Source organism: Novosphingobium sp. 550D (assembly GCF_057401885.1).
In genome coordinates this window covers 1,771,240-1,791,551 of record NZ_CM171613.1, presented here as the reverse complement: position 1 = coordinate 1,791,551, position 20,312 = coordinate 1,771,240, and the positions used below count along the sequence as shown (strand labels likewise).

At 61.8% G+C, this 20,312-nt stretch carries 16 protein-coding genes and 3 pseudogenes; 5 read left to right on the top strand and 14 right to left on the bottom strand.

All coding sequences use genetic code 11. The features are described 5' to 3' along the window. Positions 1–391: 391 nt before the first annotated feature. Together AC2S2E_RS08480 and AC2S2E_RS08475 are read left to right on the top strand one after the other, a co-directional pair. On the top strand, positions 392–664 hold the full coding sequence (locus tag AC2S2E_RS08480; protein ID WP_486524462.1) for an AbrB/MazE/SpoVT family DNA-binding domain-containing protein: 273 nt from the start codon (positions 392–394) through the stop codon (positions 662–664). Then, positions 651–1,040, top strand: a complete 390-nt coding sequence (locus AC2S2E_RS08475; protein WP_486524461.1) for a type II toxin-antitoxin system VapC family toxin — start codon at positions 651–653, stop codon at positions 1,038–1,040. Before AC2S2E_RS08480 ends, AC2S2E_RS08475 begins: the two co-directional genes overlap by 14 nt. A 114-nt stretch (positions 1,041–1,154) precedes the next feature. Here the strand turns inward: AC2S2E_RS08475 and AC2S2E_RS08470 are convergent, their stop codons facing one another. Next, positions 1,155–2,114, bottom strand: a complete 960-nt coding sequence (locus AC2S2E_RS08470; protein WP_486524460.1) for a DUF2493 domain-containing protein — start codon at positions 2,112–2,114, stop codon at positions 1,155–1,157. Between the two features lie 941 nt (positions 2,115–3,055). Here AC2S2E_RS08470 and AC2S2E_RS08465 point away from each other — a divergent pair. Beyond that, positions 3,056–4,921, top strand: coding sequence for a reverse transcriptase domain-containing protein (locus tag AC2S2E_RS08465; protein WP_486523540.1), 1,866 nt, complete (start codon positions 3,056–3,058; stop codon positions 4,919–4,921). A gap of 135 nt (positions 4,922–5,056) precedes the next feature. On the opposite strand, the pseudogene AC2S2E_RS08460 reads toward AC2S2E_RS08465, so the two are convergent. From AC2S2E_RS08460 to AC2S2E_RS08410, 11 genes and pseudogenes are all read right to left on the bottom strand, one after another. Next, positions 5,057–5,242, bottom strand: a pseudogene (locus AC2S2E_RS08460) (IS3 family transposase); the annotation flags it as partial. A 16-nt stretch (positions 5,243–5,258) separates the two neighbouring features. After that, complete coding sequence (locus AC2S2E_RS08455) at positions 5,259–6,317, bottom strand: IS110 family RNA-guided transposase (RefSeq protein ID WP_486522625.1); 1,059 nt, start codon at positions 6,315–6,317, stop codon at positions 5,259–5,261. Positions 6,318–6,509: 192 nt separating this feature from the next. Then, a pseudogene (locus AC2S2E_RS08450) lies at positions 6,510–7,450 on the bottom strand (IS3 family transposase); the annotation flags it as partial. A 92-nt stretch (positions 7,451–7,542) separates the two neighbouring features. Next, the gene (locus tag AC2S2E_RS08445) at positions 7,543–7,776 is read right to left on the bottom strand and encodes a hypothetical protein (protein ID WP_486524459.1); all 234 of its coding nucleotides are present in this window, start codon (positions 7,774–7,776) and stop codon (positions 7,543–7,545) included. Further along, positions 7,773–8,063 (bottom strand): ribbon-helix-helix domain-containing protein, encoded by a 291-nt coding sequence (locus tag AC2S2E_RS08440; protein ID WP_486524457.1) that lies wholly within the window; start codon positions 8,061–8,063, stop codon positions 7,773–7,775. Before AC2S2E_RS08440 ends, AC2S2E_RS08445 begins: the two co-directional genes overlap by 4 nt. A gap of 4 nt (positions 8,064–8,067) precedes the next feature. Further along, entirely contained in the window at positions 8,068–8,715 is a 648-nt protein-coding gene (gene parA, locus AC2S2E_RS08435; protein WP_486524456.1) for a ParA family partition ATPase, read from the bottom strand. Between the two features lie 82 nt (positions 8,716–8,797). Beyond that, the gene (locus tag AC2S2E_RS08430) at positions 8,798–9,991 is read right to left on the bottom strand and encodes a helix-turn-helix domain-containing protein (RefSeq protein ID WP_486524455.1); all 1,194 of its coding nucleotides are present in this window, start codon (positions 9,989–9,991) and stop codon (positions 8,798–8,800) included. A 349-nt stretch (positions 9,992–10,340) separates the two neighbouring features. Next, on the bottom strand, positions 10,341–10,682 hold the full coding sequence (locus AC2S2E_RS08425; protein WP_486524453.1) for a hypothetical protein: 342 nt from the start codon (positions 10,680–10,682) through the stop codon (positions 10,341–10,343). A 60-nt stretch (positions 10,683–10,742) separates the two neighbouring features. Beyond that, a complete protein-coding gene (locus AC2S2E_RS08420; RefSeq protein ID WP_486524451.1) occupies positions 10,743–11,990 on the bottom strand; it encodes an MFS transporter in 1,248 nt (415 codons plus the stop codon). Between the two features lie 113 nt (positions 11,991–12,103). Next, positions 12,104–14,743, bottom strand: coding sequence for a TonB-dependent receptor (locus AC2S2E_RS08415; protein ID WP_486524450.1), 2,640 nt, complete (start codon positions 14,741–14,743; stop codon positions 12,104–12,106). A gap of 73 nt (positions 14,744–14,816) precedes the next feature. Then, complete coding sequence (locus tag AC2S2E_RS08410) at positions 14,817–17,339, bottom strand: glycoside hydrolase family 3 N-terminal domain-containing protein (protein ID WP_486524448.1); 2,523 nt, start codon at positions 17,337–17,339, stop codon at positions 14,817–14,819. Positions 17,340–17,540: 201 nt separating this feature from the next. Between AC2S2E_RS08410 and AC2S2E_RS08405 the strand changes: the two genes are divergently transcribed. Next, positions 17,541–18,545, top strand: coding sequence for a substrate-binding domain-containing protein (locus AC2S2E_RS08405; protein ID WP_486524573.1), 1,005 nt, complete (start codon positions 17,541–17,543; stop codon positions 18,543–18,545). Positions 18,546–18,620: 75 nt separating this feature from the next. Here the strand turns inward: AC2S2E_RS08405 and AC2S2E_RS08400 are convergent, their stop codons facing one another. After that, positions 18,621–19,859, bottom strand: a complete 1,239-nt coding sequence (locus tag AC2S2E_RS08400; RefSeq protein ID WP_486524446.1) for a glycoside hydrolase family 6 protein — start codon at positions 19,857–19,859, stop codon at positions 18,621–18,623. Positions 19,860–19,964: 105 nt separating this feature from the next. On the opposite strand from AC2S2E_RS08400, the gene AC2S2E_RS08395 reads away from it, so the two are divergent. Then, entirely contained in the window at positions 19,965–20,132 is a 168-nt protein-coding gene (locus tag AC2S2E_RS08395; protein ID WP_486524445.1) for a hypothetical protein, read from the top strand. Positions 20,133–20,141: 9 nt separating this feature from the next. On the opposite strand, the pseudogene AC2S2E_RS08390 reads toward AC2S2E_RS08395, so the two are convergent. Continuing rightward, a pseudogene (locus tag AC2S2E_RS08390) lies at positions 20,142–20,311 on the bottom strand (ATP-binding protein); the annotation flags it as partial. Position 20,312: the final 1 nt, after the last annotated feature.

Below are 20,312 nucleotides of genomic sequence, written 5' to 3'. Positions count from 1 at the left end.
CCCCAATTCGCCTTGCAAAACCCCGGAATCCTGCGGAATTCTGGGGACCAGACAGCCATCGGCAGTGGCCAGATTGCGCCATGTTTCGAGCGCAGCCTCAATTGATTTTACAGCACTTTTTCCCATAATTTGGCGGGATACCGCGTAGGGTGTGCACTCCTTCCCCTTCAGGAACTGTCGTTCCCGATTGAATTGACACTTCGGAGCGCAGGATGCTGCACCGGGCTTTTGAAGGGCTAACGTCTGTCTTAAAACGGCTGCCCAGTGATCGCCTATATCCGTGACTTGGTTCAGCGCGGTGCTCCGTGGCGATTGGTCACCAGCCACAAGCCTGCTTGCAGGTCAGGGTAAAATTCTGTATCTTACTTTGGTCTTACCAAAGGAAAATGCCATGGGCATGCAGGATCGCATTACGACCACCGTGTCGACCAAGGGTCAGGTTATTCTGCCAAAGGCGATCCGTGAGCAGCGGCATTGGCCCGCTGGCACCAGGCTGATCGTCGAGGATACGCCCGACGGGGTTCTGCTGAAATCCATGCCGGTTTTCGCAACGACCAGTATCGAGGATGTTTTTGGCAGATTGCATTCCAGCAAGCCTGCTTTGTCGATTGACGATATGAATGCCGTGATTGCCGAGGAGGCCAAACGGCGTGCGCGCGATTGATACCAATGTCGTGGTGCGCCTCCTGGTGGCGGACGATGCTGATCAGGCCCAAGCTGCCCGCCAGATTGTGTTGGGCGGAGATACGTTTCTGGGCGTGAGCGTCGTGCTCGAAACCGAATGGGTTTTGCGCGCCGGATATGATTTTACCGCGCCGCAGATCGTGGATGCCCTGCGCGCGCTGGGCGGGCTTCCGGGCCTGACCATGGAAGAGCCGGAACAGGTGGCCATGGCGCTTGAAGGACTGGAACAGGGCATGGATTTTGCCGATGCCCTCCATCTGGCACGGTCTGGTCATTGCCGTGAATTTGTGACCTTTGACCGTAAACTGGCCAAACGCGCCAAAGGCCTTTCCCGGCCCCCTGTCCTGCTACTTTGATCGCATAATCAGGCGCGCGGCATGGGGTGGGCTTGCCCCACCCCTACGTCCGCGTGCCTCCTGCCATCGGAAAAAGAGAAGGAGGACGCCGCGGACGCGGCGCCCTCCGAAACTTCAGGCAGCGGCGCGCTGGTGACGCTGGGCGAAGGCGTGATGAGGCAGATTCGCCTCACGCACGCGGCTCAAGAGGTTGGACTGGATGCCCGAGCCTTCGCAGATGATGGCGTGGACCGGCTTGAGGTTCATCAGTTGCTCGTTGCGGACGAAGCCTGCGCGCTTGCCCAGTGCCCGGTTGAGGGTGAAGCGGACGGTCTTGACGCCGCGCGCGGCGGCCCAGGCGTGGGCGATCTGGTCGCAGCCCTTGTGCTGGGCGGTGGTGGCGAGGATCATGTGGGGCACACGGGCGTGGGTTTCATCGAGCGCCTGCCAGAGGAGTTCGTGGTCGTGCCAGTCGGTGCCACCGGAGAAGATCACCACCGGGCCGGTGGGCGCGTGGTCTTCGCGGCGCTTTGCAGCGTGGGCGGCGAGGAAGTCGCGGGCGTCGATCTGGCTGGCGGTCAGGCCGGAGGAGACGCGGGTGCCCTTGACGGTCGAGAACGGGCGGCCCGTTTCGACGCGGTAGATCTCGCCGGCGTAGTCGCGCATGGCTTCCATCGCCTCGCGGCAGTCCATCAGCGTCTGGGCGATGCGCTGGGTTTCCTCCAGTTCGACAGCGTAGATTTCGGAAGGATCAAAGGCGCGGGCCATGTCGCCCAGTTTTTTGGTGGCTTCGTCCTCGCGCTTCTCGATGCGCTGCGAGGTGACGTGGAAGCTGTTGACGATGCCCCAGACGATGTCCTGACCGAATTCCTCCATGCGGGTGCCGCGGAAGAGATCGAAGACGGTGCCGATGACCATTTCCATCGCGCCGCGCGCGGCCTGCGGGTCGGGCATGTCAGTGGCGGCGGGTTCGTCGTGGACGGAGAGTTGCGCCATGCTGCCTTGCTCGGTGAAGGCGGTGTCAAAGCCGGGGACTTCGATCTGCTCGCGGTAGAAGGCAGAGAGGGCTTCGAAATTGGCGAATGCTTGCGTCATGGTGACCTCCAGAAGGCTTCTTGCCAAAGGGCTGATTTCGTCATCCTCGTGATGACGGGAGGTCAGGGGGCGAGCTGGACCAGCTTGTCAGGGACGTTAGCCGGGAAGCTGGCTGGCACAGCCAGACCCCGGTTGGCGCCGCGCCAGCGGGGCGTGGGGGAGCCGATTTTGTGGTGGGCTAGCCCGCCGCAAAATTGGGGGAACCGCGCATCCTTGCACAAGCGCCCGGCCAGCTTGCCATGATAGGACTACGAGAGAGAGATTGTTGGTTTCAGGGGTACGCTACGGTGCCCCAAGCGCCCCCGCGCCAGTCGATCGTCACCCGAATGGGCGTGCGCCGTTGTGGCGCGAAGAAGAAAGGAGTGTTCGAATGAACTGAGCTTATTGGCATAGCTCATGCCTGACCGACTTACCGGTGCCGGTGATGAATCGGCTGAGACCCCGAAAGGGGAACGGGACCATAGCATGTCGGGGTATGGATCGAAGTTGGGCGCCGCAGCCTGACGGTTGACCAGCAGGCAAGATGCGCATGGTGAAGACTGGATTGTCTGAATCCCAGTTTCCAACGACCACTAGGTAGGTGACGGTGAACGCGGCTGACACACCGTCTCGAGCGGAGCGAGGAGCACGTCCCAGTGAATCGCTGCCAATCCGTTCGGCGTGGCCCCGGTCAGGGGATCAAGGAAACGAACGGGGCACCTAACCGCATCGCGACTCCTCACTCGCGCAACTGCGGGATCGCCTAAACAGGACGGCTCGCCGGACCTGCATGGCGACGGAGCCGTCATAGTAGTCAAACGCCCGGTGTAATGGCCGGGACAGCCGCCGCAAGGCGGACGGGACAGCGGTATAAGCGGGAGCGATCCTTGTCGAAATCCGCTGCGTCCGGGCGAAGGACGGCAGTTCTGTAAACTCGATGGATCAATGGAAAGGGACTGCTGATGCAGACCGCTACTATCCTGAGACGGATCGAGAAGCTTCCGGCCCTGTCGCGGGCGGGCAAGCGGATCAACGGTCTCAACCGCCTCATGCGGTCCCGCTGCTTATATGAGCGGGCCTATGACAGAGTATCCCGAAATCGGGGTGCGATGACGCCGGGAGTAGACGGACAGACCTTCGACGGCATGACGCTGGCGAGGCTCGACCGTCTGGTCCAAAGCGTGGCGGAAGGCCGTTACCGCGCTCGTCCAGTGCGACGGGTCTATATCCCCAAGGGCAATGGTAAAATGCGCCCACTGGGTATCCCAACGGCGGATGATCGCATCGTTCAGGAGGCGGCAAGAATGGTCCTCGCGGCGATCTATGAACCTGTGTTCTCGAAACACAGTCATGGGTTCCGCGCGGGTCACTCCTGTCACACGGCTCTCGAAGAGATCCGTAAAACCTGGACGGGCGTGAAATGGCTGATCGAGGTGGATGTCCGCGGGTTCTTCGACAACATCGACCATGACATCCTGCTCGGCCTCTTGGCCCGGCGGATCGATGATCCAGTGTTCATCGATCTGATCGGGACAATGCTCAAGGCCGGTTGCATGGACGATTGGAAGTTCGAGCGGACCTATAGCGGCACCCCACAGGGCGGGGTTATCTCGCCCCTGCTCGCCAACATCTATCTCCATGAACTTGACGAGTTCATGGAGTCGATGCGGCGGGGCTTCAACAAAGGCGACAGACGACGGGCGAACCCCGCGTATGTTGCCTGCTCTCAGCAAATCGCCGCTCTCCGCAAGGAGATCGATGCAGTCCGTGCCGATGGTGCGGGCGATGGCGAGGTTCGCGTCCGACTGGCGCGAATCGAAGCTGTCAAACAGGATCGGCGGAAACTCTCTTCCGTCGATGACATGGACCCCAACTTCCGCCGCCTGCGCTATTGTCGCTACGCTGACGACTTCCTCGTCGGCGTGATCGGCAGCAAGGCGGACGCTGTCCGGATCATGGCCGATATACAGCGCTTCCTCGCTGATCGGCTCAATCTGGCGGTGTCACCGGAGAAAACCGGGGTTCGCGATGCATCGAAGGGATCACCGTTCCTAGGCTTCCATGTATGCGCCTTCACGTTGCGCTCCGCCGGAACAATGGCGGGGCGGCAAAAGACCGGCGGCGGAACGCGTAGCGTTCTTCGTCGGCCGACGCGGGGGAATATCAAGCTGTGGGTGCCACGGGATCGGGTCTATGCGTTTTGCAGGCGCAAAAAACTCGGCAACCTCGACATGAGGAATGGTCGGGTGCGTCCGCAGCTCATGGAATCCAGTGTGGCGGAGATCATCATCGCCTACAACTCGGAGTTCCGAGGCTTCGCGAACTACTATGCGATCGCCGATGGCGTGAAAGCGTCACTCGACAAGTTGGAACTGGTCATGCTCAGGAGCCTCTTCGCGACTGTGGCATGCCGGCGACGCTCGACGAGGCGGCAGGCCGAGGAATATCTGAAAATGGGGTCGGATCACGGGATTACGACCGTGGTTCGGGGCGAGCCGCGCGTCCATAAGGTGTGGAAACTGAAGCATCTGATCGTGAAGACGTGGGATAACCCCATCGTCGACACCATCACGGTAGGCTCTCGCCTTGCGCAGAGTCCGAACGATCTGGTCACGCGCCTGAGTGCCGAGCAATGCGAGGCATGTGGCGATACCGATGGTCCGTTCGAGATGCATCATCCCAATCGCCTGAAGGACAAGCGGCGCGACCAACTGACGCCTTGGGTACAATCGGCACGACGGCGCAGGACAATCGTCCTGTGCCGAAAGTGTCACGTTGCCCATCATGGTGGCCGGATGCCCAGCGGAATGGAGAGCCGTGTGCATTGAAAGGTGCAAGCACGGTTCGGGGGGAGGCGCTGGGGCGTCCTCGAAAGAGGCGTCTCGCGTCTACCCTACCGAGACCCGCATGGGGCTCGGTGGAGCCCTGGACTTGTAACGGATTTGTGCCGGTCACCTATCTCACTATGCCACCTTGGCCTCGAATGCGAGGGGGCTGATGCCGCCCAGATATGAATGGCGCCTACGTGGGTTGTAGAAGCCGTTGATGTACTGGAAGATGGCGGTCTCGGCCTGACGCCTGGTTGGCCAGGTTTGGCGCCAGAGCACCTCGGCCTTCAGGCTTTTGAAGAAGGTTTCGACAGCCGCATTGAGGCTCCTATATTTGTCAAGCATCTGCCGAGGCTGTTTCCGGGCGACACAGGTGAGTGAAAATTTCGCGGACTATGTAGCGTTTGAGGCAGCGGATGATCTCGCGGTTGCTTTTGCCGTCCTTCTTACGTTTGCTGACATAAGCGAGAGTTGGCGGATGGTTGCGCATCCGTACGATCGCGACACGATAGAGCGCGGCATTGGCTTGCCGACTGCCGCCGCGATTAAGCCGGAAGCGGTTGGTTTTGCCACTCGACGCCGGGATTGGACAAACGCCGCAGAGCTTGGCGAGCGCGGATTCGGAACGGATCCGGTTAGGATCGTCGCCGACCAGGATGAGCATCTCTGCCGCTGTCATCGTGGCGATTCCGTGCGCTGCGATCAATGTCGGCGCGCGGGCGACGACGAGTTGTTCGAGCGCCTTGTCATGCGCCTGGATTTCATCGTGCAGCGCGAGCCAGCGTCGCGCTAGGGCGCGCATAGCGGCTTTGGCCGACGCGGTGGTCGAGGTGAGTGCACCTGGCCTGAACGCGGCGATATGCCGGATCAGTGCGATTTTGCCGCTGATCTGATCAAGACCGTCGCGAAGCGACGCGGGCGCATTGATGATCAAGGTTTTCAGCGTCACCATGGCCTGTGACCGGCTTTTGACGGCCGTGTCGCGAGCGATCTTAAGGTGCCGGATCATCTCGACCGACCCGCTGTGGGTTTTGGGTTCGGCGATCGCTTGCCCGGCTAGCACGGAACGGGCTGCTCCCTCGGCATCCAAGCTGTCAGTTTTGCCGTGCTGATAGCGCAGCTGTCGATTGGGTCGCGTTACCTCGACGACCTTGTGCCCTTGGGCAAGGAGGTGACGCGACAAGCCAGCACCATATGATCCCGTTCCTTCGATACCAAAGGCTGTGATCGCGCCGATCGCACACGCCCAGTCTTCGAGCGCAATATAGCCTTTGGTTGTCGCCGGAGCCGAGAAGGCTGCCAGGCGGCTGCCTTTGGTATCGATTGCCACAGCGACATGCGTGGCCTTGTGCGTATCGACGCCGATGATTACGGCGTTGGTCGTTATGTCGCTCATGTCCTGTCCTCTCTGCGCGGTGCCCGGGCACCGCACAGAGAGGACAGGACTGTGAAGGGGCGAACCCGTCAGGCTCCTATAAAGTCACATCTCGCCCGTTGCCGGGGCGACCTGATGGCCGACACGTCAACGCAATGACACGCGGTCAATCGTAGCATGGGTCAGACCATCAGGCCGCAGCAGGTTATCACAGTCGTAGCAATTACCTTTGCCCGACATCGAGGGCCGTAAACCGTGGGCCAGCAGTTTTTTCTGGAAGTCGTAAGAGCAATATTGGCTGCCGCGATCAGAATGGAAAATGCAGTCCTTGGGCGGTTGACGCAGGTTTATGGCCATTTCCAGCGCCCTGATTGCCAGGTCTTTCTTCATCCGGTCGCTGACTGCCCAACCAACGACACGCCGACTGAACAGATCAATGACGACAGCCAGATAAAGCCAGCCCTCGGTGGTCCATATATAGCTGATATCGCCTGCCCATTTCTGGTTCGGCGCAGCGGCCAGGAAATCCCCGTCCAGCAAATTGGGTGCAACGCCAAGGTGGTGCTGGCTATCCGTGGTGACCTTGTGGCGGCGGGTGCGAATTGGCCGTATCCCATGGATCTTCATCAGCCGTCCCACACGACGCTCGCCCACGTCGAGCCCCACCTCTTTAAGCTCCATGGTCATGCGGGGGCGGCCGTAGGTGCCGCGGCTCAGGGTGTATTGCTCGCGGATGTGCGCCAGCACCTTCAGATCTGTGCGATCGCGCTGGCAGGTCGGGCGTGACGCCCATGCCCGATAGCCACGCGTAGACACCTGCAAGACCCGGCATAGGCCTTCAACCGGCCAGCGATCGCGGTGCTCATGAACGAACGCAAACCTCACGATTTTTGGCTCGCGAAGAACTGCGTTGCTTTTTTTAGAATGTCCCTCTCCTCCTTGAGGATACGGTTTTCCAGGCGCAGGCGCTCATTCTCACGGGCCAGATCGGCCTGTGGCTCCGCCACCAAATCTGTCGGGCGATAGTGAGCAATCCATTTGCCAAGCGTCGACTTGCCGACCCCCAAATCCGCGGCAACCCGCTCCCGTGACAGCCCGCTGGTCAGCGCGATCCGAACCGCCTCTCGCTTAAAATCTTCACTATGCTTCATCATCTCGTCGGTCTCCTGTTGCGAGCATAAAACGCTCAGGTGACCGGCACAAATCCGTTACAAGTCCATTAAGAGGCTCCTAAAGTCCGCGAGCGTTAAGCCCGGCTATGTTGGCTCCGGTAGCCTCTCTGTACGGCATCGGAGATATAAGGCGTCATCTGGCGGATCTGCGAGCGATCGTCCGGATTCTTCAAGCGGCGAACCAGGAAGTTCGAGCATTGGCTGAGGACGGTCTTGGAAAGCTCGCTTGCCGGCGGCATGAACGAATGGCAGTTCAGGGCCGCCGGCGTCTGGAAGGAGACTAACCGGATCGTCCCAATGATGGTCATTCACCCACGGGACTTTGTCCATATTTGCGAAGGACATCATCGAAAGCCTCTGCCATGAGTTCCTGAAGGCTAAGGCCATGCTTACGGGCGCAGACATGCATGGCGAGGGACATCTCGGGAGAGAAGTAGGCGGCGATGGCCTTACGCCCAGCGCGGCTGTTCGATCTGGGCGTGGTGCGGGGCGACGCTGTTGCGTTAGCGCCATCTTCATTGCCGAGCATTGCAGACTCAGGTTGCGATTTGGGACTCTCCTTGGGCTTGTCGGCGAGGTTGGCAAAGCGGCTCATCTGCTCACACTCCCTCATTTGCGGTTGTGGACGTGTTCACATGCGCGATGGTCCACATGTGCAGGGCTGTGATCTCGGCCGCTGCCTTGTTTTCTGGCTCGAACTCAATAACCGAGGCACCCGCAGCGCTAGCGTGGCGATAGACAGCCCGATCCGGCAAGATGTGCGGGCAAGCTTCGATCCCGAAGCCCTGCACCAGTTCTGCGGCCTCCTCATACATGCGCGGCGCATAGGGCGGGCCAGCAGTGAACACCACATAGGCTGGCTTGTCGAATAGGTGCACGAGGCTGACGGTGGTCTTGATCGACGCGAGATCGAAGGCGCTGGGGCGGCAGGGGATCAGCACCAGATCAGCCACCTCCACAGCCCTGCTGGCTGCGCTATCGGCGTGGGGCGGCGTGTCGATCACGATGAAGGTAGCGCCTTGCGCCTTGGCTGCCTCAACCTTGGCCTGGATGCGCGGCGGCGCACTATCGATCACCTCTGGCGCCTTGTCGGCGCGCCATGCGCCCCATTGGCTCGCCGTTGCCTGGGGATCGGTGTCGATGATAAGTGCGATGGCGCCTGCGGCTTCAGCTGCGGCGGCCAGGTTCACGGACAGCGTGGTTTTGCCCGAGCCGCCCTTCTGGCTGACGATGGCTATGATGGTCATGGTGATTTCCTTGCCCGTTCACATCTGGACGTGTGGGCTTGTGAGTGTGTGGACTTCTGGACAGGTGAGATGCTGAGTAGCTTCACCCGTCAGGCGCGACGCGCCGCTCCATACTGGCCATCAGCCTCGCGGTCAGATTGGCCAGCGGGCCGGACTGCGGCTCGATGGTCTGCTCAGGCGCAGGGGATTGTGGTGGCGCCTGCTGGGCGTAGCGCTCGGTCGCGCGGAACAGACCAACGAGGTTTACCCCTGCCGGGCCTGCCCGCCGCACCATGCCCGCCAAACACCTTGCCGGTGAGCCTACCCGATAGCGATAGCCCAGCGGCAATTCGGCATTCCTGTCGATCAGCAGCACGCTGAGCGCTGCTCGTTCCCGCCCGAACTGCTGACAAGCTTTGCCCCAGGTGCTCTGGGCGATGCCAAGGCGACCGCAACTGCGCCACGATGCCTCGACGAGGTTGGGCCAGGACGGTCCACCCAGCGCCTCGACGATGCCGCGATAGTTCTCGGTGGCCACCACCAGCGCGGTGGCAGGCCGGATGCGATCGAGCGGATCGCGGGCCGACGCAGTACGTCTTCGTGTTGAGTTTTGGTTCTGTATATTGGGTGCGCAGTTTTCTTCCGGCGCGTCGGAAGATTTCTGTGCACGGCGCTCAGGATCGGACACAAATTCGACGGCAGCGAGCATGGCGGACAAGGCCTCGCGGATGGCAATCAGGCGGTCGATGTTGGTGATCCGCGCCGTGCGGCCATCAGGCAGGATGGTCTCGGCCCGCTCTCGCAGATCTTCGTCGCCCGCCTCGCGGATGCGCTGGCCCAACTGGCGGATTTCGGCGCGGCATTGCTGGATGGCACGGGCTTGCAATTCCAGCGCCTCGGCCTTGGCCTGCATCTCGGCAAAGCGCTCGACCAGCGGGGCTAGGTTGATACCTGCGGCCCAGATCACGATCCCATCTTGCCGGTCGCCAGCGCGCTCGCCATTGATCCCAGCATTGCGGATGATGAAGCCAGCCTTTTCCAGTTCCCGCTCGGCTGAATTGATCGAGCGTGATGTCAGGCCCAAAGCTTCGGCAAAGCGACAGGCCTGCGTCCAGACTGCGCAGATGCGACCCGACAGATAATCGCCGTCCATGGTTTTGAGGACGTAGTGCCGGACCAAGGAAACCGCAGTTGATGACAGACCAAAGCCTGGCCGAGCCACCTGTTCGAACAGGCGCAGCAGGTCAAACCGGCCCACGCCTAATGGCAGGCCTCTATGGGCAAGGGTGGTGCTCATAGCGCCCCTCCTCCATCAATGGCGCTTGCCACCGAGTCTCGGGAGCGATAGGATTCCGCCATAGCCGCACAGCTATTCCAACAGCCGCTGCGAAGGGTTGCCGCCCTTCCAGCGGTTTTTTGCTGGCCTGGCGGCGCCCCCTCACCCGGATCATGTTTGGGCAAGACGCGGGCCGCAATGTCTGCTAGAAGCCTTGCACAGAGAGCGTCCGCGTACGCAGGCAGAGCGTACAAAAGAGCCCCTCGTACAAAGCTCGTACACGACAATTTTGGAGGCCCGATTTTATCGCGTAATTTCAATATACTTACGCAAAATCGCAATTCCCCTTCACACGGGTGGGGTCACAGGTTCAATCCCTGTCGCGCCCACCATAAAACCCTCTGAAACAAGGGGATTTTATGGAGACGGATTTTCCCGGAAAAGTTTTCAAAGCGGAAAATAACCGGAACAAACGCCCGGTTTCCGGTCGAGCCCGTACAAATCGCGTAGACGGCCATCTCGGCCTTCCCTTCGTTTTGCCAGTCCCAGCGCCGAACAGCGTGAGCTTGGTGCGCTCCTCAGCGGCCTTCTCGTCGATACCCTGCCGGACGTTTTTCTCTTGCCCGAAACCATGACGGCCAGCGGCATGAAATGGCAGCAGATCGATCCCTGCCAGCTTGCAGGCCTTGGCCCAGCCCTTGCTTAACTGCACGCTCCATGCCCTATGGATGGGCCGTCCGGGTGTTACAAGCACAAGGGCTTGCGCACGGCTCTAAGGGAAAAGATCGGGGTTGCGCGCGCGCCCTTGCGACGGTGCGGGGGGCATCGAAAGCCACACGATGATTGCCGCGCCCGCCGCAAGTCCTGCCAGCAGCAGAAAAAACGGAGCATAGCCAAGCCGCGAGACCAGAGGCACAGCCAGCACAGGCATCAGCAGGGCGGGTACCGTATTGGCCAGATTGAATAGCCCGAGATCGCGCCCGCGCCTTGCCGGATTGGGAAGCACGCGCAGCATCTGGCTGCCATGGAGGGCGAGAAAGGCCGAGCTGGTCCCGGCATAGAAGACATACGCCAGCTTGGCGGCCAGCGGTTTGGAGACCGCCGCCATGATGATCAAGGCCGCCGCCGCGCCTAATGACAGCAGCGCGAGCATCTTGCGCGCTCGCCCGGTGCGGTCGGCATGATGCCCCGCCAGCGCCGCCAGCACAATCGAGAGCACCAATCCCGCCGCAAGGCACAGCGCCTTGTCCACATCGCCCATCGCCGGATCGATTCCGCGCAGCCAGAAATAGACATAGCCCGTCAATCCGGCGACCCCGATCTGGACCAGCAGCCGCCCCAGCCACATGCCTCGCTTGGCAAAGCGACGTTGAGGCGGGAGATGTCCGTGGCCTCTTGTGACTTTTCCGGACAAACGGCCCAGCAACAGCGGCAGACAGGCCCCGCTCGAAAGCAGCGCCACCAGCCCCAGTTCGCCCAGATAAGCGCCCGGCGCAAGCGCGGTGACCACAACCCCGGACACAGCCCCCAGCGCGGGAGCAAAGGCCAGCATGGCGCCAAAGCGGCCCTGTTGCCGAGGCGGCAGGACATCGCCCGCCCATGCCATCATCGGCACCAGCATCATGTTGAGCGCCAATTGCCATCCCACCACCAAAGCCAGCATCCAGCGCGGATCGGGCGCCCATGCCGTGGCCATCTGCAGCGCCGCCGACAAGGCCAGCCCAGCGACAACCCATCCCCGCCGCCCACCGCTGCGATCAGAAAGCCAGCCAAACAGCACGCCACCCAGACTGGACGCGACCGCCCCGGCAAAGGTCATGGCCCCGAGCCACGCCACATCATCTCTGCCCGCCAGCGCCGTGACCCGCGCGGGCAGCAGGAGCGTGAGGAAAGGGGCATAGGCGATCACCCCCCCGCCCTGCGCCAGCGCCAGCCCCAGCAATTGCGCGCGCGCCAGCGCCACCTGCGGCAATCCGTCCTGCGTCACCGCTGCGGGCGCCTGTGAAACCCTCTCCTGCATGCCTCACCCGCCCCCATGATATATCTAAAGCCTTAGCGCCATGGCGCCCAACAAGCAAAAGGCCCGGTTTGCGCCATGACAAACCGGGCCAGATGAGAGAAGTTTTAGAGCAATCAGAACGAGTAGCGGATGCGCGCGCCATAGCTGCGCGCGTCATTGAGGAAGCGGATGTTGAGCGAAGCGCCCGCCAGTTCCTTCTGTGAGGCCTGAACATCAAGCAGGTTGCTGGCCCAAACCTCGAAGCGCAGATTCTTCACCTGATAACCCGCGCCCAGATTGAGCGTGACAAAGCCCGATTGGCGGTCCGGGAAGCCCGCCGTCAGAGCGCTTTGGCGCGTGCCGTCAAGGAAGACGACATCCTTGTTGTTATACTGGGTCAGATAATAGCCCGAGCGGTAATTGGCCAGAACTTGCCAATCGAACCGGCCATGGGGCAGGTCAATCCATTGCGAGAGATGCGCGCTGATATTGACCTTGGAGGCCAGCGGAAGCTGGTTGCCCACAAGGCTGATCAGCGGCGATTTGCCGCCCGAACCATTGTCCTGTGCGCGGGCATCGGCCACCGTGCCCTGGGTGATGCGCGTGTCCAGATAGGCCGCGTTCACGTCAAAGGCGAAATGATGCGGCAGCGAGAGACGCAATTCCGCTTCCGCGCCCAGAATGCGCGAGGCCCCGATGTTGCGATTGACCAGCGAATAGCCGTTGCACACCGCAGGCGTCTGGGTGGTGTCCAGATTGATGCAGGTCAGGTCCTGAAACACCTGATCGGTGTAATCGTAATAAAAGCCGGTGACGTTGAACACCGCGCGGCGGCCCATCACGTCAAACGTGTTGCGGCTGCCGATTTCATACACCATCAGCTTTTCAGGGCGATAGGTTTCGGGCACGGTCGAGCCATTGAAGCTGTCGTTGAAACCGCCCGCCTTGTGGCCGGTCGAAACCTTGCCATAGACCATGTGGCCGCTGCTCAGATCATATTCAAAGCCCACGCGCCAGTCGGCATAGTTGAACTTGGCGCTGCCCACCTGCTGACCGGGGATGGTCAGATTGGCATAGCTGAAACCGCCATTGGTGTTGGTGGGGCAGGTGACAAAGCCATTGTCGATGTCGGGCCGGGTAAAGCATGTGCCCGCCGGATTGGTGCCGTTGGCGATCGCGCCGATCTGGTTGATCAGCGTGTCACGCGCGCCCGGCTTCGCAATACCCTGGATCAGGAACTGGGCCATGCCCTGGGGCGTGTTGATCCTGGACACGTCGAAGTTCGCTCGGTTGAGCAGAGCGGGCGCGAAACCCTCGGTGCCAAGGCGGGTGGCCACACAGCACGCATAATTCGCCCCGCCCAGCGTCAGCGCCCAGTTGCCTCCGATGCCGTAACGCGACTTGCTTTCATCCGTATAGCGCAACCCGCCCAGAATGCGCAGGCGATCAGTCACATCATAGGTGCCGTCGGCATAGAAGGCATAGCTCTTGCCGCGCACATCGGGCATCGTGAATTCGGTGCCGGAATAACAGCAATAACCACGGTCGGCCAAGGCAAGGTAGCCTACCTGCTGGTCTTCGTTAAAGTAGAAACCGCCCAGATTCCACCGGAACCGCTGCCCCTTCTTGGCAAAGACACGCAGTTCGAACACTTCGCTCTGCGATTTCGTCTGCCAGAAATTGCCAGAGAAATTGTCATACTGCTCGGTGGCCAGATTGCGGCCGGGATAGTCGATGCCGTCGCTCGATGCATTGACCTGGTTGAAATCGACCGAGCGATAGCTGCCGGTCAATTCCATGCCGATCTTGTCGAAATCATAGGCGATCTTGCCTTGAACGCCCCACAAATCGTTGGTCATGCGCCCCTGAAGTCCGCGATAGACAACGCGGCGCAGGTCAAGGTCACTGGCCGCAAGGTTCGTGGCTTTGACCGCGCTGAAGATGTTGGCGCCCGGATAGCCGGTGCCGGTTTCTTTGCCATAATCGCCGATCACCGAAACGGTCAGGCGGCTGGTCGGCTCCCACAGCATCGAGAGACGGCCTGCATAATTCTCTTCCAGCCCGGCGGGCTTGAGCGAAGCAGCGGGCGCTCCGGTCGAGACATTCTTGAAGCCATAGTCGCGGTTGACATAATAGCCCGCCGCACGAACCGCAAAATTGGGTGCCAGAGGGATGTTTATCGCACCTTCGGCCGCATAGGAATTGCGATTGCCATACTCGGCCTGCGCATAGCCGGTGTAACGATCAAAGCGCGGCTTGGCGGTGATGATGTTGAGCGTGCCGGCCAAAGCATTGCGGCCATAGAGCGTGCCCTGCGGGCCCTTGTTCACTTCCACACGCTCAAGGTCATAGAACATCACGCCCAAACCGCGGGGACGCGGGATATAGGTGCCGTTGAGATGCGGCGCTGCGCCCGGATCGCCAAGTTCGGTGTTATTGGCCGAACCAACGCCGCGAATGAAGATTTCGACATTGCCTTCCTGATTGGCAATGCTCACCCCCGGCACCGCCTGCTGCAACTGGCGCAATTCGACAATCCCGTCCTTGCGCAGCTGATCGGCACCCAGCGACTGAACCACGCCGGAAACGTCCTGCAGGTTCTGTTCGCGGCGGTTGGCCGTCACAATGATGTCGGACGGGCCATCCTTGGCCGGAGCCGCCGCGGGCTTGGCAACGGGTTTGTCCGCAGATGCCTCCTGAGCCAGAGCAGGCGCCCCGGCGCAGGTCGAAAGCAGCGCCAGCACGAGGCCGCGCTTCCAGATTCCCCTGTTCATTTTTTCCTCTCCTGATTGGATTGTCACTTCACCAAAATTCTATCCGTCCCGCGCCGGATGTGGCGCGGAACACTCATTTGCAGGCCAAGACAGGGCCGGCGGGCGATGCAATCCGCGCCGATGAGAGCGTGACCGTCATCGCCCCGGCGGTGGACAGCGCCAGCGGCGTGCTCACCCGGCTCATGTCCACGCCCGCCTTTTCAAAGCAGCGCAAAGGTATGGCCAGCCTTGACCATTTGCCGGTTTGCGCCGCCGCCCGGAACATGGCACCCACCGGAAAACCGCCCGCGCATGTGTTGGCCCCGCATTGCATGATCAGGTTCACATCGGCGGTGGGTGCGGCATCGACCCGGAATTCCATCTCGATGGCCAATTCGCCATTGCTTTCCCGCGTCAGGTTGATGGGCGCATCGCCCACGATGGCCGCCATGGCCGGACCCGCGCCCGTCCAGTGCAGACGCACCGAATCTTCCTGCGCGCGGTGATCGGCCGGGCGTGCGTCGATCAGTTCTGGGCCCGGATTGGTGGAGAGCGCGCCGGACGCGCCCAGCAGCAACCTGCGCCCTGCCCCCGGCCGTCCAGCGGCAAAAAGCACGCCCGGATCGGCTGCGGCCGCCGTTGCCCGCGTTTCGGGCAAAGGCGCCAGATCGCCGTTCTGGCCAAATTTCAGGCCAAAGCCATAGGGGAAGAGCGGATTGTAATCCTTGTCGCCCACATTGACGGCGGTCTGGTCGCTCGATCGCGGCCAACTGTAGGGCAAGGTGCCGCGAAAGTCGGATTTACCGAAAAGGACTTCGGCAATCCCGCCGCCCTCCGACCCCGGCAGCCAAGCGGCCACAAAGGCATCGGCGGCATTGAGGAAAGGATTGACCCACATGGCCCGCCCGGACAGGAACACCGCCACCGTCGGTACGCCAGCCGCCTTCAACCGGCGTAGGGTTTCAAGGGTTCGCGCATCATCAAAGCCGACATCGGGCCGGTCGCCCTGAAATTCGGCATAGGGGTCTTCGCCAAAGACCACGATGGCCACATCAGGCTTGATCGTATATCGCCCGTCCACCGCCAGCGTGGCCGTGCCGCCCGCCGCCTTCACCTGCTCGGCGATGCCCGACCAGATCGATTGCGCATGCGGAAAATCAGCGGGGGTGGTTCCCGTGCCCTGCCAGCTCAACGTCCAGCCGCCGGTCTGCTTGGTCAGATTGTCCGCCCCGTCGCCAGCCACCAGCACGCGCGCCGAAGGCTTGAGCGGCAGCAATTGCCCGGCATTCTTGAGCAGGACCAACGATTCGCGCACTGCCTGGCGCGCCACCGCGCGGTGTTCGGCGCTGCCCAGCAGATCGAACTGACCGCCATAGGGGCGCGAGGAAGGCTTCCCCGCCTCGAACAGGCCCGCGCGCAGCTTGACGCGCAGGATGCGCCGCACCGCATCATCAAGGCGCGCCATGGGCAGCGATCCGTCGCGGGCATGGGCCAATGTGCTTTGCCACAGCGCCTTCCAGCTGTCGGGCGCCATATACATGTCCAGCCCCGCCTTGGCCGCCTGAACGCAATCGGTGGCGGTGCAGCCATCGACTTGTGCATGGCCGTTCCAATCGCCCACCAGAAAACCGTCAAAGCCCCAGCGCTGCTTCATCACCCCGGTCAGCAGCGACTGGTTGCCGTGCATCTTGGCCCCGTTCCAGCTGGAAAAACTGACCATGACCGACTGCACCCCGGCGTCGAGCGCGGGCAAATAGGGCGCGCTGAAAATATCGCGCAGGCCCGCCTCGGAAATCCGCGTGTCGCCCTGATCTTTTCCGCCGTAGGTGCCGCCGTCGCCCAGAAAGTGCTTGGCCGTGGCAATGATATGCGGCCCACGCAGCCAGTCCTTGTCGCCCAGCTTGCCCTGCAAGCCCTCGATCAGCGGAGCGGCATAGGAGGCCGCGATTTCCGGCGCTTCACCAAAACCTTCATAGGTGCGGCCCCAGCGGTCATCGCGCACGATGGCCAGCGTGGGCGCAAAGGTCCAGTCCAGCCCGGTAACGCGCATTTCCTTGGCCGTGACGCCCCCGATCCGGCGCAGCAATTCGGGATCGCGCGCGGCGCCAAGACCGATGTTGTGCGGAAACAGCGTGGCGCCCACCACATTGTTATGGCCATGCACGGCGTCGCTGCCCCAGATGATGGGAATGCGCGGCAATTTCCCATCCGGCGCCATCGAGGCATCGTAAAACGCATCAGCCAGCGCGAGCCAGTCCTTGGCCGGAGCATTGTAGCGCCCGCCCGGGTCCGAATTGCCACCGTTGAGCACCGAGCCGAGATGATAGCGGCGCACATCATCGGGCGTGACACTGGCAATATCGCCCTGCACGATCTGTCCGACCTTCTGTTCCAGCGACATGGTCGCCAGAAGCGCGTTGATCCGCGTCTCGATCGCCGGGTCACGCGCGAGCGGAGCGTGTCGTTCTGGCCAGAGTTCGGGATGGGCGATGCCCGCGACCTGGCCGCGCGCATCGTCTGCCTGCGGCTGTTGCGCATGGGCCGCCGGAATGCCTGCCGCGGCCATCGCCGCAAAGGCAACCCTCCATGCCAAACCACTGCGCCGCATCAACTGCATGAAACCTCCCCTGACATCCTTGACGGTGTTTCCCGTCGAATCTGACAACGTTTACCGATTCTGTCTGACAGCGTTTACCGTCACACATCGACAGAAGTCAAGTCACAGGCTAAGAAGCGTTCTGCGCCGCGTGATCACGGCCGCGACATCATCAGGGAGGCCCCCATTTCCAGGCGTACGACGATCATCGATGTGGCCAAAATGTCCGGCGTTTCGCCCAAGACCGTTTCTCGCGCGCTCAACGATGAACCCCATGTCAGCGCGCGCGTGCGGCAATTGGTGAAGGAAGCAGCGGCCAAGCTGGACTATCACCCCAACTTGACCGCGCAGAGCCTCATCGCAAGGCGCAGCTTCCTGATCGGGCTGACCTATGAACGACCCAGTCCCAGCTATGTCGTTGATCTGCAGAACGGCGCGCTGGACCGCATGCAAAGCGGGCGATACCGGCTGATCGTGCTGCCTTTCAGCAGGGTTTCGGAGCGTCTGGAGGAGCTGGGTCGCCTGTTGCTGAGCGCCGGGCTGGACGGGGTTTTGCTCGCGCCGCCTGCGTGCGACCAGCTTGAGTTGCTTGATCTGCTGGATCGGCAAGGGTTGGCCTATGCGCGAATCACGCCACAAAAGGCGCTGGAGCGGGGAATTGTCATCACCATGGACGAAGTGGCCGCAGCCCATGCCGTTGCCTCCCATGTGCTGGAATTGGGCCATCGCCGCGTCGGCGTCATTTTGGGCGATCCCTCGCACGCGGCCAGCATGGCGCGTATGGAAGGCTATCGCCGCGCCTTTGCCGAACATGGCGCGACGCTGGATGAAGACCTGATCGTGACCGGCGATTTCACCTATGCGGTCGGCTATGATGTGGCGCTCGATCTGCTGCGTCGGCGTCCTGTGCCCACCGCAATTCTGGCCCAGAACGATGATATGGCCGTCGCTGCCCTTGGTGCCGCGCGTGCGCTAGGACTTTCCGTACCGGGCGATATCTCCATCGCCGGATTCGATGATTCAGAGGTTTCACGCACCACCTGGCCCCAGCTTACCACCGTGCGACAACCGGTCAGCGCCATGGCATGGGATGCAACCGACCGCCTGATCGGCAAACTGGATGCGACAGACAACACCGCCCCCCTTGAGCAGCGCCATAACCATGACCATGCCCTTCTGGTCAGAGCTTCTACCGCGCCGCCGGGCATGGCCGGGTCAGAGCACTAGAGCATTTTCGAACCAGACGGAATCATCTGGCGCAGCCAGATCAGAAACCGCTCTAGGGGACGTATCCGGCGCTCGTCAGGGCATCGCGGGACGGGCCAAAGCGATCAGTTCGCGCGCCTGCGCGGCAAACCATCCTCCCGCAGCTGGCGCCACCACCGCGCGTTCGGGATCGGTTGGCCCACCCGTACCGCGATAGCATTGGCCATCGGATTCGCCCGGGATCTTGATCCAAAGGAAGGCGTCGATGTACGGATCGTCGCTGGCCAGCGTAGGCCGACGGCCAAGCCCGCGCCCTGGTGGATTACACCACACCTCGGCATCGCGATAGCGACCGGGCAGCGGAACCCATCCGCCACGGCCATTGCGACTGGTGTCCAGCACCGCGTGTTTCTGTGCCTGCGGGTTTCGTGTGAGGTGCAGGCGCCAGAACAGCCTATCGTAAGCGGCATCGACATCCGCCCAGGCCCCCGGATAGTCACGCGCTCCAGTAATCGGAAAGCCTGGACATTCGCGCGGATTGAGGCCACGTTGCGAAACCAGTGCGATGCAATCGCTGACCCAATGCGCATAGCGCTTTAGCCGCGCATCGCTCTCATAATTCGATACGTTGAGAAAGAAGCCTCGCGCCTTGCCAATATTGGCGCGCAAGAGGCGCGCGGCAATTTCCCCCGGAGGCAGCCAGCTGCTGCCCCCGCCGTCTATGTAGAGCTGGGCTCCCGGCAGAGCCGAGAGCACCCCAGCAGCATCGCGCAGTTGGCGATAGCGTTCTTCGGCAGCGCCGGCATGCATGTTGGCCGGTCGGCAATTTTCCTGCTGCCCGGTCAGCGTGGTGTTCCATGGGATCACGCCCAGACCGTCCGGCTCCAGGATAATGATGGCCCTGCCCTCGCCGACCCCTGCGGCAAGGCCACGGATCCATGCCGCATAGGCCGCGCTGTCGGCCGCCCCGCCTGCGGAATAGAGCGAGCAGTCGCGGGCCGGTACATTATACGCCACCAACACCGGGATCGTGCCAGTCTTTGCCGCATCGCTTACCAGCTTGCGGGCCTGTGCCTGCACTTCTTCGGGGGTGCCGTTGGTCAGCCAGGTGGCCGAAGGAAACTGCGCAATCAAGCGGGCATCCTGCTCCGCCTGGCCGGTCAGACCCTTGGCAGCGCGCACAACGGTGCTGTCGGGATTGACATAGAGCCTCGGGCCAGAGCTTTGCGCGCCAGTGCTCCCGCCCAGCAAGATGGCAAGCGATGCGGCCAGCAATCCTTTTGCAGCGATCCGCTTTGTGTGGCGGCCAAGAGGGGCTGTGGAAAGGAAGCCCATGTTTCCTCCTTCAAGCAAGGTCATAGGCTGCTGATACAAACCAAACGCGATTCTGACAACGTTTTCCGTTTTCTGTTTGGTGGTGCTGTCAGACCAATCGAGGTCATGACTCAGGCTCAGACCATCGTTGCCGAGAACATCTCCGATTTCCCCGCCGAACTGCTTGGCAAACTCAACCTTACAGCCCGCATCGCCGACGAGTTCATCGCCGACACCATCGCACTGGAGGAGGGTCTTGCCATCCCGGCGTCCGCAACATGCGCTTGCACCTGAAACGGCCCGCAGGGCAGTTGGCATCTTGGCATCACCCAAGATGCTGGCCCATTACTTTGGGTAAAACTCGTTTCGCTAAAGCTCAGGTTGGTGGTGATCACCACGCTGGCGCGCTCGGACGGCTTGCTGTGCTGGTGGAACAGCAAGGCCCCGCCGGGTGGGCTGAAGGGCAGATAGCCC